At 48.1% G+C, this 13,146-nt stretch carries 10 protein-coding genes; 7 read left to right on the top strand and 3 right to left on the bottom strand.

Going from position 1 to position 13,146, the window contains the following annotated elements:
* The first annotated feature begins 213 nt into the window (after nt 1-213).
* From QZ938_RS19010 to QZ938_RS18985, 6 genes are all read left to right on the top strand, one after another.
* Nucleotides 214-2,172, top strand: a complete 1,959-nt coding sequence (locus QZ938_RS19010) for a pseudouridine synthase (RefSeq protein ID WP_293352752.1) — start codon at nt 214-216, stop codon at nt 2,170-2,172.
* A 95-nt stretch (nt 2,173-2,267) separates the two neighbouring features.
* Nucleotides 2,268-2,831, top strand: coding sequence for a Uma2 family endonuclease (locus tag QZ938_RS19005; protein WP_293352754.1), 564 nt, complete (start codon nt 2,268-2,270; stop codon nt 2,829-2,831).
* Nucleotides 2,832-3,271: 440 nt separating this feature from the next.
* Entirely contained in the window at nt 3,272-4,390 is a 1,119-nt protein-coding gene (locus QZ938_RS19000; RefSeq protein WP_293352756.1) for an alkene reductase, read from the top strand.
* 203 nt (nt 4,391-4,593) lie between these two features.
* Nucleotides 4,594-6,870: an ATP-binding protein gene (locus tag QZ938_RS18995; RefSeq protein ID WP_293352758.1), complete on the top strand. Its 2,277-nt coding sequence runs from the start codon at nt 4,594-4,596 to the stop codon at nt 6,868-6,870.
* Nucleotides 6,867-7,352, top strand: a complete 486-nt coding sequence (locus tag QZ938_RS18990) for a response regulator (protein ID WP_293363324.1) — start codon at nt 6,867-6,869, stop codon at nt 7,350-7,352. The genes QZ938_RS18995 and QZ938_RS18990 overlap by 4 nt, the downstream gene beginning before the upstream one ends.
* Nucleotides 7,353-7,771: 419 nt before the next feature.
* Nucleotides 7,772-10,657, top strand: coding sequence for a response regulator (locus tag QZ938_RS18985; protein WP_293352760.1), 2,886 nt, complete (start codon nt 7,772-7,774; stop codon nt 10,655-10,657).
* On the opposite strand, the gene QZ938_RS18980 is transcribed toward QZ938_RS18985, so the two are convergent.
* The 3 genes from QZ938_RS18980 to QZ938_RS18970 form a co-directional block, all read right to left on the bottom strand.
* Nucleotides 10,643-10,885: an addiction module protein gene (locus QZ938_RS18980; RefSeq protein ID WP_293150192.1), complete on the bottom strand. Its 243-nt coding sequence runs from the start codon at nt 10,883-10,885 to the stop codon at nt 10,643-10,645. The two genes, QZ938_RS18985 and QZ938_RS18980, sit on opposite strands and share 15 nt — an antisense overlap.
* 122 nt (nt 10,886-11,007) lie before the next feature.
* The gene (locus tag QZ938_RS18975; RefSeq protein WP_293352762.1) at nt 11,008-11,265 is read right to left on the bottom strand and encodes a BrnA antitoxin family protein; all 258 of its coding nucleotides are present in this window, start codon (nt 11,263-11,265) and stop codon (nt 11,008-11,010) included.
* Between the two features lie 133 nt (nt 11,266-11,398).
* Complete coding sequence (locus QZ938_RS18970; protein ID WP_293145676.1) at nt 11,399-11,638, bottom strand: BrnT family toxin; 240 nt, start codon at nt 11,636-11,638, stop codon at nt 11,399-11,401.
* Between the two features lie 284 nt (nt 11,639-11,922).
* On the opposite strand from QZ938_RS18970, the gene QZ938_RS18965 reads away from it, so the two are divergent.
* A complete protein-coding gene (locus QZ938_RS18965; protein ID WP_293145673.1) occupies nt 11,923-12,927 on the top strand; it encodes a protochlorophyllide reductase in 1,005 nt (334 codons plus the stop codon).
* Nucleotides 12,928-13,146 lie beyond the last annotated feature (219 nt).

The following is a 13,146-nucleotide window of genomic DNA, read 5'->3' as shown; positions in this document are numbered from 1 at the left end:
AGCTGGCGGTCTTATATATTAACTTATGCTTTTGTTAAATCGCTGCTGTTTTGAGACAAACTTAGCATATCAGGTCTCCTGCCACTAATTATCTATTTACTTAAGTGTGTATTTATACAATTATGCAGCGATCCTACTTGGCATATACGGCTGTACAATACGGTCAAGACACCAACTAATATGTCGCGATCGAGATTTCAAATCAAATTTAATATGCTAATTCTGCACCCGCTTTTAGATTTCACGGACTGCTTTATGGACTCCGATCGCGGGTCGATCGACTCTAGCCCCAGTTATTGGTACGAAGGGCTTTGCCCTCAAAGTGCGGATCTGCTTAGATTGCCACGTACTCCACTGTCTGAAGAGATCGCCAGGGGTTTGATGGAGTACCTTGCTGCTGACGATTCCTACGATCGCGAGGGGAAGATGTACGGCATCTTGCTGGTGGAAATGCCTTCGGGGGAACAGCGAATTCTCAAAGCATTTTCTGGGTTGTTGAACGGTTGCAGCGTTGTTGACGGCTGGGTGCCACCGATTCCGGGGCGATCGCGAGTTGCTTTGACAGAAGCCCGCACGCTGGCCCAATTGGAGGCGATGAAACAGGAACTGATTGCACTGAATCAACTCCCGCAGCGACAGGAATATGCAGCCTTATTGAGCGAATTTGAATTGCAATTGCAAGTTTTGAATGCGCGGCACCGCAATTGCAAGCAGCAGCGAGACGAACAACGTCAATTACTGTGTCAAACTCTCGCAGGAGACACACTCTTAATAGCCCTGGAAAAACTAAATCAAGAAAGCCGTTTGGAGGGAATTGAATGCAGGCAATTAAAACGGCAGCGGGATGCAATATTGCAGCCTCTAAAAAAGATCGTTGAAGCTGCCGATGAGCGGATGCGGGTGCTGAAACAAGCGCGAAAAGAACTTTCCCGCCAACTTCAGGCCGAGATGCACGCAGCTTACAGTCTGGTGAATTTTTTGGGAAAATCGCGATCGATCCAGGAATTGATGCCAACTAATTCTATTCCCACTGGCACCGGCGACTGCTGCGCGCCAAAATTGCTGCACTGCGCGGCTGTACACAATCTGAAACCGCTAGCAATGGCTGAGTTTTGGTGGGGGCCGCCATCGGGTGACAAAGTTCCGGGAGAGTTTTATGGTGCTTGTAGCGATCGGTGTCAGCCGTTGATGGGTTTTTTGCTGTCAGGATTGCCACAAAATCCAATTGTTTCGGGGCCGAAAGCTTACCTGGCTTTTACATCGTCAGCTAATAGTAAAAGTTTGTCAAAAGCCGAATTTAAAAAAAGTGTAAATCAGTCTTTTAATGGTGGCATCGAAGCCCGCCCGACAAGTCAGACTTTTAGGGGCGGGCAAGATACCCAACCCCTACTCCCCACAAATCATCAAAACAATCATGGTGGAACGGGCATCTTGCCCGTTACCGATCGCTCTTGGGGCACGCAAGATGCCCAACCCCTACTCCCCACAAATCTCAAAAGATTTGCTGGAACGAGCATCTTGCCAGTCACCAATCCCCAGGAAATGCTGCCAATTGTTTATGAAGACAAATGGTTGATTGCCGTCAATAAACCCTCAGATTTGCTGTCAGTTCCAGGTCGTTATTTGGAAAATCAAGATAGCGTTTTGAGTCGCTTGCAAAACTTGTTACAGGACGGGTTAGAACTGACGGCGGTGCATCGGTTAGATTTAGCAACATCTGGGATTTTGTTGCTGGCGCGGGACAAAGAAACGAGCAGTCAACTAAGCCTGCAATTTGAGAAACGGCGGGTTCACAAAGTTTATGAAGCAGTGCTTTCGGGGACTGTCAACATAGAGGCGGGGACGATCGAACTCCCGGTAAAAGAAGACCCGAAAAATTCCCTGGTTCAGCAAGTTAATTGGGAGTATGGAAAACCCAGCGTTACTCGGTTTCAGGTAATGGCGAAGGAGGGAAATTGTACTCGCGTTGAGTTTTTGCCGCTGACGGGGCGCACGCATCAATTGAGGGTTCATGCAGCGGATGTTCGAGGGCTGGGAATGCCGATTTTGGGCGATCGACTTTACGGATGTCGCGCCGCTGCGAACCGACTGCACTTGCACGCGCGGGAACTCTCCTTTGAGCATCCGCAGTTGGGTTCAAGACTCAGCTTACAGGTGGCGACGCCATTTTGATCGCGCGGGCGATCGCAAGTCCGATAGTGCGATCGCCTGCAAGTAAAATAACAAGCATAGGAATTTCAACTCGCCTCTGTTTAGGAAACCTGAAAATGCTACAGACTCCCACGAAAACCCTTACCCTAGAAGAGTTTCTGAAGCTGCCGGAAACGGAACCCCCCAGCGAATACATTAATGGACGTATCATCCAAAAACCAATGCCACAAGGAGAAGACAGCGCAATTCAGACAGAATTGCCACCTGCAATTAACTCGGTGCTAAGATCCCAGAAGATTGCCCGAGCTTTCTCAGAACTCCGCTGCACTTTTGGTGGGCGATCGATTATACCCGATGTTTCGATATTCTTGTGGAACAGGATTCCTCGCCAGGAAAATGGTGCAGTGGCTAATGTTTTCTCAATTGCTCCAGATTGGACGATAGAAATTCTTTCGCCCGACCAAAGCCAAACAAAGGTAACTAAAAATATTCTACATTGCTTGGCTTGCGGAACGCAAATGGGCTGGCTGATTGACCCATCTGAGCAATGTGTATTTGTTTATTTGCGCGATCGACCAACAGCATTTTTTGACGAACCAGATGTACTGTTACCAGTGCCAGAATTTGCCAGAGAATTCAATCTGACAGTTAAAGGTTTATTTAGTTGGCTGCTTGAGTAATACTAATTTTCAAAACTTTGACAACAGTAGTCGTAGGGTGTGTCGCTTTCACAAATCCCTGGGATAAAATGGACAATCAAGCGAGTGACGCACCAGTCGTAGGGTGTGTCGCTTTCAAAAATCCCTGGGATAAAATTGACAATCAACCGAGCGACGCACCTGGATATTCAATAGTTAACAAAAAAACCAAACAACATAATTGTTGGGCGGAATAAAACGGAGGGTTGTTTACTCGAACCGCAATCGCATAGGTGCGTCGCTACCAGATTGTCGATTTTTTTAGTGATTTTTGAGAGCGACGCACCCTACTACTTGAAAATCAAGGAGTGCTATATATAGATATGCTGACAAAGATTAGCACACAAGTTCTGTTTCAGTTATCTTGAAAAGCGATTGAACTCCAATTGCTCAAATTATTCAGTAAAGGACATAGCGAGATTATGACAGCTCAAACAACATCTTCACTCCTGCTGAGTCCCTTCAAATTGGGAGATTTATCCTTAAAAAACCGGGTAGTCATGGCACCCATGACGCGGGCCAGGGCTGGTGAAACGCGGATGCCCAACGCTTGGATGGCAGAGTATTACGCTCAGCGGGCCAGTGCTGGTTTGATCCTGACAGAAGCTACGGTGATTTCTTCTCAAGCTAACGGTTGGCTGAATACGCCCGGTATTTATTCAGACGAGCAAGCCGAAGCTTGGAAACAAGTTGTAAATGCGGTGCACGGCCGCGAAACACCAATTTTCATGCAGCTTTGGCACTGCGGGCGGGCTTCTCACAGCAGTTTTCAAGAAAACAATCAATTGCCAGTTGCAGCGTCTGCTATCAAAATCAACGGAGAAGGCATTCATACCCCTGCGGGCAAACAACCCTACGAAACTCCGCGCGCTCTAGAAACAGATGAAATCTCGATCGTTGTGGAAGATTATCGCAAGGCGGCAGAAAAAGCAAAAATGGCAGGTTTTGACGGTGTAGAAATTCACGGTGCTAACGGCTATTTAATTGACACGTTCCTGCAATCCAAAACCAATCACCGCACAGATTCCTATGGCGGTTCAGTCGAAAATCGCTATCGTTTTCTCAAGGAAATTGTGGAGGCAATTCTGACAGTGTTTCCTGCCAACCGAGTTGGAGTTCGACTTTCTCCCAACGGTGTTTACAATGATATGGGTTCTCCAGATTATCGCGAAACTTTTCTGTATATCGCAAGTCAGTTAAATACCTACGGTTTAGCTTACCTTCACCTTTTTGATGGTTTAGCTTTTGGCTTTCACGAATTGGGAACGCCGATGGTGATAGGAGAGTTTCGCGATGTATTTTCCCAGCCGCTGATTGGTAACTGCGGATATACTCAAGAACTCGCCGAAAGCGCTTTGAGCAGCCACGTGGCGGATTTAATTGCTTTTGGTCGGGATTTTATCAGCAATCCAGATTTGGTAGAGCGTTTTGCTGGGGGTTGGCCTCTCAATCCGCCTGCGGTCGTCGGCGTCTGGTATTCTTTTGGGCCTGAAGGTTATATTGACTTTCCAACTTATCAGGAAGCGGCAGCTATTTGTTAGCTGAGTCGTGCGGGGCGGGGCGATACCGAGTATCGCAACCGCCTTTGTGGGTTACGAAGCAATGCCAGTAATGATATGCAAGACTTCCCTGGAGAGTTGTCCGGCTTTGGAGGCGAATTTACCAGCTCGTTTCCCGCTCTTAGAAAAGTGCTTTAATGAATAGAAATAGCAATCATTTTTAGCCGGAGTTCTACGCACGATTCATGATAGATGAAGTTGTTGATTTCACCCAAACTGTCGATTTAACCAACTGCGATCGCGAACCGATTCAAATTCCAGGGCTGATTCAGCCCCACGGGGTGCTGTTGGTTTTGCAGGAACCTGACTTAAAGATTGTCCAGGTCAGCAATAACGCGTTGGCTTTGCTAGGTCAACAGCCCCAAGAACTGTTGGGCAAACCGCTATTAAACTTACTCGCTCCCAAGCAGATTAATGCAATTCGGCAGTGCTTAAGCGAAGACTTTGAGTATGTAAATCCGTTAGATATTTCTCTGAAAGCTAAAACAAAATTACTTCTGTTTGATGGCATTGTTCATCGCTGCAATACCATAATCTTTTTAGAATTGGAACCCAAAAAGAAAAGACAAAAAACAGACTTTTTCAATTTTTACCAGCGATTAAAAGGAACGATTACTAAAATTCAAAAGGCTCCAACCTTGCTGGAGATGTGCGAGGTTGTAGTTAAAGAAGTGCGAAAAATCACTGGATTCGATCGCGTTATGGTATATCAATTTGATGCCGCAGGAGCGGGACGGGTGATTGCAGAAGATCGGGTAGAAACGCTAACGCCTTATCTGGGCTTGCACTATCCGCCCAGCGACATTCCCCAGCAAGCGAGAGAGCTTTATACCCTCAACTGGTTGCGATTAATTCCCGACTCCTCCTATGAGCCTGTGGCGTTAGTCCCAGCGGACAATCCGTTAGACTCGCGCCCGACGGATTTGAGTTTATCGGTGCTGCGGAGCGTGTCTCCCATACACTTAGAATACCTCAAAAATATGGGTGTATCAGCCTCCATGTCTATTTCACTGATCCAAGACCAAAAATTATGGGGGCTGATTGCTTGCCATCATTCGACGCCGAACTACGTCCCCTATAGCGTGCGAACCATGTGCGAGTTTGTGGGGCAGGTAATGTCGATCGAACTGGCAAACAAAAAAGATCGTGAAGACTTAGACTACAAAATGACATTGAAGTCGCTGCAAAGCAAGTTTGTAGAATCGTTAGCTCAGTCAAAAAGCTTCTGGGATGGATTAGTTCAACTCAACTCGAACCTGCTAGAGCTAGTGGGTGCGACGGGAGTGGCGGTTTGCGCGGGAGAACAAGTTATTTGTATTGGTGAAACGCCCGCAGAAGCTGAAATTCCTGCCCTGCGGGAATGGATTAAAAGCCAAATTCAACACAACCTGTTTCAAACCCGATCGCTATCTGAAATTTATCCAACCGCAGAGTCATTTAAGAGCGTTGCGAGTGGACTGTTAGCATTAGAAATTTCCAAAGTCAACCAAAATTATATACTCTGGTTCCGTCCAGAAGTGATTCAAACAGTCAACTGGGGCGGCAACCCGAACAAACCTGTCGAAGTCACAATCGATCGCGAGATGCGGTTGTCTCCTCGCAAATCCTTTGAACTCTGGCAACAAACGGTGCAGGGCTGCTCGTTACCCTGGAAGTCCTGCGAGATCGAAGTCGCCACCGAACTGTGCAGCCTGATCGTCGGGATTATCCTCAGTCAGGCAGATGAAATGGCAAAGATCAATCTAGAATTGGAACGCAGCAACACAGAATTAGATGCCTTCGCCTACGTCGCATCCCACGATCTCAAAGAACCGCTGCGCGGCATTCATAACTATTCCAATTTCTTGATAGAAGATTACGGGGATGTGTTGGATTCTGACGGCATCGCTAAATTGCAAACGCTGGTGCGCCTAACCCAACGCATGGAGGATCTGATTAACTCTCTGCTACACTATTCTCGGCTGGGACGCACCGAACTTTCGCGCCAACCGACAAATCTCAACGATTTAGTGCGACAGTCGATCGACATTTTAAAGATCGGCGGGCCTCCGCAAGCGATCGAGTTTCGGACTCAATCGTTGCCGACAGTTGCCTGCGATCGCACTCTAGTTAGCGAGTTATTCCTCAACCTGATGAGTAACGCGATTAAATATAATAATAAAACCGAGAAATGGGTGGAAATTGGTTCGATCGAATCAGAACCCGGGAGCAGTAACGACCCAAGTTTATATACGTTTTATGTGCGAGATAACGGCATTGGCATCGCCCAAAAGCATTTGGAGCGAGTTTTTCAGATATTCAAGCGACTCCACGCACAAGACGAATATGGTGGCGGTACAGGAGCAGGTTTGACGATCGTCCAAAAAATTGTCGATCGACACGGGGGAAAAATTTGGGTAGAATCGACGCCCGGTGAGGGCAGCACGTTTTACTTCACATTGTCAGCGGCGGTCAAACCATGACCGGATATTCAGCGATGCGTGCTATGCAACTCCCTCCCTTGCTGATCGTTGAAGACAGCAACGAAGACTTTGAAGCACTCCAACGTTATTTAAACCAATCTTTTTCGGATATCCCCGTCTATCGCTGCACTGATGGCGATCGGGTTCTGGCGTTTCTCTACCGCACGGATCCCTACGCCAATCCTAACACTGCTCCGCGTCCGGGACTGATTCTGCTAGACCTCAACTTACCGGGAACGGATGGGCGAGAGGTACTATATAAAATAAAACAGGATCGGAATTTGAAACAGATTCCGGTGGTTGTTTTCACCACCTCTAACAATCCCAAAGACATCGCAGCCTGCTACGAACAAGGGGCGAACAGCTATATCATCAAACCTATGGACTTCAAATTATTGAAGCAAACTATTCAGACGTTGTTGAGCTACTGGTTTGAAATCACGATGCTCCCCGTTCAGTCTCCCGAGGAAGACCAGTTTTGACATTCTCAGGTCTAAAGACACGCTCGATTCTCTAAGACAAGCTTAGAAAGGATAGTCAAAGATCCTTCTAGACACTCAAGACAACTATCAAACGATGTTGCAATTGTGCTTACTTTTACCTTTGTTTTCAGTCTATCGCGCTTGCCAGTTGTGGTACGCTCTACAACCTGCCATTATTTACCCTTTCTTGTCATACTGCCGTTAAGTACACTTAACCGTTGTTTCGCGGGGGTCGGGATTTCTCCGTACTAGGATGTTTCAACACGTAGATAGTTCTTTTCTTACTCACAAATCTAGTATACAATAAATTGTTTCTACCACGCAATAAGAAAGAAAAAGACGGGGACTGAAGTCCCCCGACTCACTTCCCACGAGCGGGCTAAAGCCACGCTCGTTTCCCGCTTCCGGTATAAATTTTTATGAGTAAAGTTGAGCGCACTGTTTTGATTGTGGAGGATAACCCGGAAGACACTGAAATGTACCGGCGGTATTTGCTGCGCGATCGCGAGTATAACTATACGATCGTGGCTGCAAAGTCTGGACAGCAAGGGCTGGCTCTGTGGCAGCAGCACCAGCCAGATGTGGTGTTGCTCGACTACCGACTGCCAGATTTGGATGGGCTAGAATTTCTGGCAGCCTGGGAAACCGAAGCACAGCAACCAAATTTACCCGTGATTATGGTGACGGGGCAGGGGAATGAGGCAATCGCAGTCCAGGCAATCAAAGCAGGCGCCCAAGACTATCTCGTGAAAGGGCAAATCACCCCAGAGAGTTTGCAATTGGCCGTGCACAGAACGATCGCAGCCGTGGAGTTACGCCAGCAACTGCAACAGCGGATCGATCGAGAGCGGGCGATCGCGCGGATAGCACAGAAAGTGCATGGAACGCTCAACCTAGAAGAAATTTTATACATCACTGTCGAAGAAGTGCGACAGTTCCTGCATACCGATCGCGCGATCGTGTTTCGGTTAGAACCAGACGGTATAGGAACTGTGATGGCAGAATCCGTTGGGGATCGATGGATATCGATTCTGTCAGCCCAGATCTACGATCCTTGTTTTGTCGAGAGCTATGTCGATCGCTACCGTCTGGGAATGGTGAGTACAAAAGCAGATATTCACGACGGCAGCATTTCCCCGTGCCACGTGGAACTCTTGAGTCAGTACCAAGTTAAGGCGAATCTAGTGGTTCCCATTTTGCACGAAGACCAGTTTTGGGGAGTGCTGATTGCTCATCACTGCGCCTCCCCCCGCGAGTGGCAACCGTTGGAAATTGACTTGCTCCAGGAACTGTCAATTCAGGTGAGCATTGCGATCAGACAGGCGGAGCTTTACGAGCAAGCACAACGCGAAATCGCCGAACGCAAACGCACTGAGGAAGCGTTGGGAGGCAGCGAAGAAAGACTGCGGTTGGGGCTAGATGCCGCCCGCATGGGAACCTGGGACTGGAATATTCCAGACAACCATATTACCTGGTCTTCTAACATGGAAGACTTGTTTGGGTTGGCGCCTGGAGAGTTTGAGGGCTCTTACTACCAGTTTGTGGAAAGGCTGCATCCAGAAGACCGCGATCGCGTGCTAGAGGCGATCGATGCTGCGATCGCTACGGGAGCCAACTATGAGATTGAATTTCGGGTGATCTATCCCAACGGCAGAATCAGGTGGGCGCTGAGCCTGGGGAAAGTGTTTTATAATGAGCTCGGGCAAGCGATACGGATGTCGGGCGTAGATTTGGATATTACCCCTCGCAAGCACACCGAGGAAGCGCTGCGTCACAGTGAAGAGTTTAGAAAACGGGTGTTAGACAGCAGCAGCGACTGCATCAAAGTGCTGGATCTGGATGCACGGCTGTTATACATGAATGCAGGAGGGCTGTGCCTGTTGGAGATCGACGATCTCACCCCCTACCTGAACGCGGAATGGCTCTGTTTTTGGCAAGATGAAGCTCGGGAAGAGGTGGAAGCTGCGATCGCGGTGGCGAAGGCAGGAGAAGTGGCTAGATTTCAGGGCTTTTGTGCCACCGCCAAAGGCACGCCAAAATGGTGGGATGTCGTGTTAGCACCGATCCGGGATGTGGCAGGCCAAGTTGTACAAATCTTATCGACTTCGCGGGATATCACCGATCGCAAACAAGCGGAAATCGAACGCGAGCGCATTCTGCAATTAAAACAAGCTGCCCTGGCGGAGTCGGAAAGAGTTAACCGGATCAAAGACGAGTTTCTGGCGGTGCTTTCTCACGAGTTGCGATCGCCCCTCAACCCGATCTTAGGCTGGACGAAGTTGCTGCAAACTGGCAGGCTGGATGAAACCAAAACTGTAGCAGCGTTAGCGACGATCGAACGGAATGCCCTGGCACAGGCTCAATTGATTGACGACTTGCTCGATATGGCTAGCGTGCTGCGGGGAAAACTGAGTTTGAACGTGACTGCCGTCAATTTGTTATCTACCATTGAATCTGCGATCGAAACAGTGCAGACTGCCGCCACCGCCAAGTCAATTGTGATTCATCCGGTGCTATCCAATATCGGGCAAGTGTCTGGGGATGGAGTTCGCCTCCAGCAAATTGTCTGGAATTTGCTTTCCAATGCTGTCAAGTTCACTCCCAAGGGTGGACGAGTAGACATTAAACTAGAGTCAGCAGACAACCAAGCGCAGATTGTCGTAACAGATACTGGCAAAGGCATCAATCGAGACTTTTTGCCCTACATCTTTGAGTCTTTCCGCCAAGAAGATGCTTCTGTTACTCGCAAACACGGGGGGCTAGGGTTGGGACTGGCGATCGTTTATCAACTGGTAGAAGCCCACGGCGGAACAATCAAAGCTGACAGTTTTGGGGAAGGAAAAGGAGCCACTTTTAGAGTCACTCTGCCGCTGCTGAACGTCAAAACAGGGGAAAATCCGGACAAGTTATTAGAAGCAGAACAGGATCTCAGAGGCATCCGAGTGTTGGCAATTGATGACGAGGCAGACAGCCGGGAAGTAATCGGCGCATTCCTGGTTATGGCTGGAGCACAGGTGATGACAGTTGCATCTGCGGCTGAATTTATCGTAGCGCTAGAGTCGTTTGTGCCGGATGTTTTGGTGAGCGATATTGGAATGCCAGAAATGGATGGCTACAGCTTGATCGGATATGTGCGTTCTCTATCACCTGAGCGGGGGGGATTGATCCCGGCGATCGCACTGACTGCCTATGCTGGAGAAATCAACCACCAACAAGCTCTGGCAGCAGGCTTTCAGAGGCACATTTCCAAGCCGGTCGAGCCAAATCTATTGGTTGGGGCGATCGGGGATTTACTGAGCAAATAGCCATGGAAAAAGCCGCCTAACTTGAGCCAAAGCTTCTTCGCCTGCAATCGGTTGGACTGCACCATCCCGAACTTCGTCTCTGCGTCTTTTTGCTTCAGTAATCCAAACTGCCTGAATTGCTGAGTCGGTGTCGAATTCTAAGCTTTCTACCAATTTGTCTGCAAGAAGTGCCCTTGATTCATGAGGTAAAGATAATATTTCCTTTGTCAGTTGCTCGATCGACCGCATAGCTCCTCGCAGAATAATAAACTATAAACGTATTGTAACAAAAATTTGATGCGAGCAGATATTGATAAATTATTTCTCAAACATAGTCCATACCTGATACTTTTAACCCAGACAATTTCCGACTACTTTTCAATGCGTTCAAGTTCTTCCCTGAGGACTCGTCGCAAAATTTCCTCTAACGATTCCCGACGTTGCTGAATGTATTGGCGCAAAGCCTCATTAATCAATGTCTGATAATTTCCGCCACCCGCTAGATGCGTTTGTTCCCGGAACCAAGCCAACACTTCATCATCCAACCGAATGGTAATTCTGGTTTTACCGGAGGGCATTGGATCGATTGCTCCCCGTTTGCCTTTGCTGAAATCATATTCTGTTTCCATCTTCATGCCTCTTCGTATTGCTTCCGTTCACGACGTGTAGCTTTCCGGGCTGAAATCATATCAAATCCCGTTGCATAGGAATTATTAATCTCTCTATTCTCTCTCTGTGTCCTCTGCGCCCTCTGCGGTTAAATCATTCCGATACAACCGGAAACGATATCACCCGAATCTGATTGCCCCGGAAAGTGTAAACGATAACGAGAACTTGACCAAAAACATCCATACCAATTGTGATAAACCGTTCTTCGTCAAATCGCTCATCTTGGGTAGTAATTGCCAAATCGTCAGAAAAAACTGATACTGCATCAGCAAAGTCGATTCCGTGCTTGCTGAGATTGGTAGCAGCTTTGTCCTTGTCCCATTGATACCTCATTTAACTGTCAAATGCACGTTTGTACACTATTGTAGCGGCATCACCACAAAATCTGAAGATTAGACTCGGTGCAACAGTAACAGATTGATTGGGTCGATCGCACTTTTAGATCGATCGAATTTCCGAAAATGCTATCCCGTGTCGATCGGCAACCTAGAAAGTTGAGATCCAGAACGTTTGGGCCTATCCTGTTAACCTGAGGCCATCTCAAAACATCCGAGCTGCTAGCTCAGCTTTTGAGATACCCCAACATAATCAATTGCGATCGAAGCATTTTTAAGAAAATGGCACAAAATCACAAGTCAACAGTTATCATCACCGGCGCATCCTCCGGCGTCGGCTTGTACGGCGCCAAAGCCCTTGCAGACAAAGGATGGCACGTAGTCATGGCCTGTCGCGACGTGCGAAAAGCCGGAGACGCCGCTCAAGAGTTGGGCATACCTCAAGGTAGTTTCACGATTATGCACATTGACTTGGGCGATTTGGAAAGCGTGCGCCGATTTGCTCGGGAATTCAAATCAAGCGGCAAATCTCTAGACGCTTTGGTGTGCAACGCCGCTATCTATCTGCCTTTGATTAAGGAACCGCTGCGGAGCCCTGAAGGTTACGAGTTGACGATGACTACCAATCACCTCGGTCATTTCCTGCTGTGCAATCTGATGATGGACAGTATGAAGCCTTCCTATTATCAAGATGCCAGAATCGTGATTTTGGGAACAGTGACTCACAATCCAGACGAGTTGGGCGGGAAGATTCCACCGCGTCCTGATTTGGGCAAATTTGAGGGTTTTGAAGCGGGTTTCAAAGATCCGGTTTCGATGGTAGATGGGAAGCAGTTTGAACCTGTCAAGGCTTACAAAGATAGCAAAGTTTGCAATGTGCTGACGATGCGGGAATTGCACCGCCGCTTTCACGAATCGACGGGGATTAATTTCACTTCGCTGTATCCGGGATGCGTGGCGGATACGCCCCTTTTCCGCAATCACTATCCTTTGTTTCAGAAGCTGTTCCCACTGTTTCAGAAGAATATCACCGGCGGTTATGTGTCGCAGGAGTTGGCGGGCGAAAGGCTGGCGATGGTGGTTGCAGATCCGGAATACAAGCAATCTGGGGCTTATTGGAGTTGGGGAAATCGCCAGAAAAAAGATGGTAAGTCTTTTGTGCAGAAGGTTTCTCCGCAGGCGCGCGATGATGAAAAAGGTGAGCGGATGTGGGAGTTGAGCGCTAAGTTGGTGGGATTGGCTGACGGAGCACCCATGGGTGCTGCTAGTGCGAGCCGCCCTGCATAATTAGGTTTGTAGTGAGGACTTTAGTCCTTCTTCTTGCGGACTAAAGTCCTCACTACGAACGAGTTGGCACAAAGGTTTGTAGTGAGGACTTCAGTCCTTCTTCTTGCGGACTAAAGTCCTCACTACGAACGAGTTGGCACAAAGGTTTGTAGTGAGGACTTCAGTCCTTCTTCTTGCGGACTAAAGTCCTCACTACGAACGAGTTGGCACAAAGGTTTG

It is taken from the genome of Microcoleus sp. CAWBG27 (assembly GCF_020883145.1).
Taxonomy (GTDB): Bacteria; Cyanobacteriota; Cyanobacteriia; order Cyanobacteriales; family Microcoleaceae; genus Microcoleus.
Note: the sequence above shows the minus strand (reverse complement) of the source record. Positions and strands in the feature narration are given on the sequence as shown.

Excerpts from the sequence above, each read along its gene's own strand:
- QZ938_RS19010 (WP_293352752.1), top strand. The coding sequence starts at position 214 with ATGCTAATTCTGCACCCGCTTTTAGATTTCACGGACTGCTTTATGGAC.
- QZ938_RS19005 (WP_293352754.1), top strand. The coding sequence starts at position 2,268 with ATGCTACAGACTCCCACGAAAACCCTTACCCTAGAAGAGTTTCTGAAG.
- QZ938_RS19000 (WP_293352756.1), top strand. The coding sequence starts at position 3,272 with ATGACAGCTCAAACAACATCTTCACTCCTGCTGAGTCCCTTCAAATTG.
- QZ938_RS18995 (WP_293352758.1), top strand. The coding sequence starts at position 4,594 with ATGATAGATGAAGTTGTTGATTTCACCCAAACTGTCGATTTAACCAAC.
- QZ938_RS18990 (WP_293363324.1), top strand. The coding sequence starts at position 6,867 with ATGACCGGATATTCAGCGATGCGTGCTATGCAACTCCCTCCCTTGCTG.
- QZ938_RS18985 (WP_293352760.1), top strand. The coding sequence starts at position 7,772 with ATGAGTAAAGTTGAGCGCACTGTTTTGATTGTGGAGGATAACCCGGAA.
- QZ938_RS18980 (WP_293150192.1), bottom strand. The coding sequence starts at position 10,885 with ATGCGGTCGATCGAGCAACTGACAAAGGAAATATTATCTTTACCTCAT.
- QZ938_RS18975 (WP_293352762.1), bottom strand. The coding sequence starts at position 11,265 with ATGGAAACAGAATATGATTTCAGCAAAGGCAAACGGGGAGCAATCGAT.
- QZ938_RS18970 (WP_293145676.1), bottom strand. The coding sequence starts at position 11,638 with ATGAGGTATCAATGGGACAAGGACAAAGCTGCTACCAATCTCAGCAAG.
- QZ938_RS18965 (WP_293145673.1), top strand. The coding sequence starts at position 11,923 with ATGGCACAAAATCACAAGTCAACAGTTATCATCACCGGCGCATCCTCC.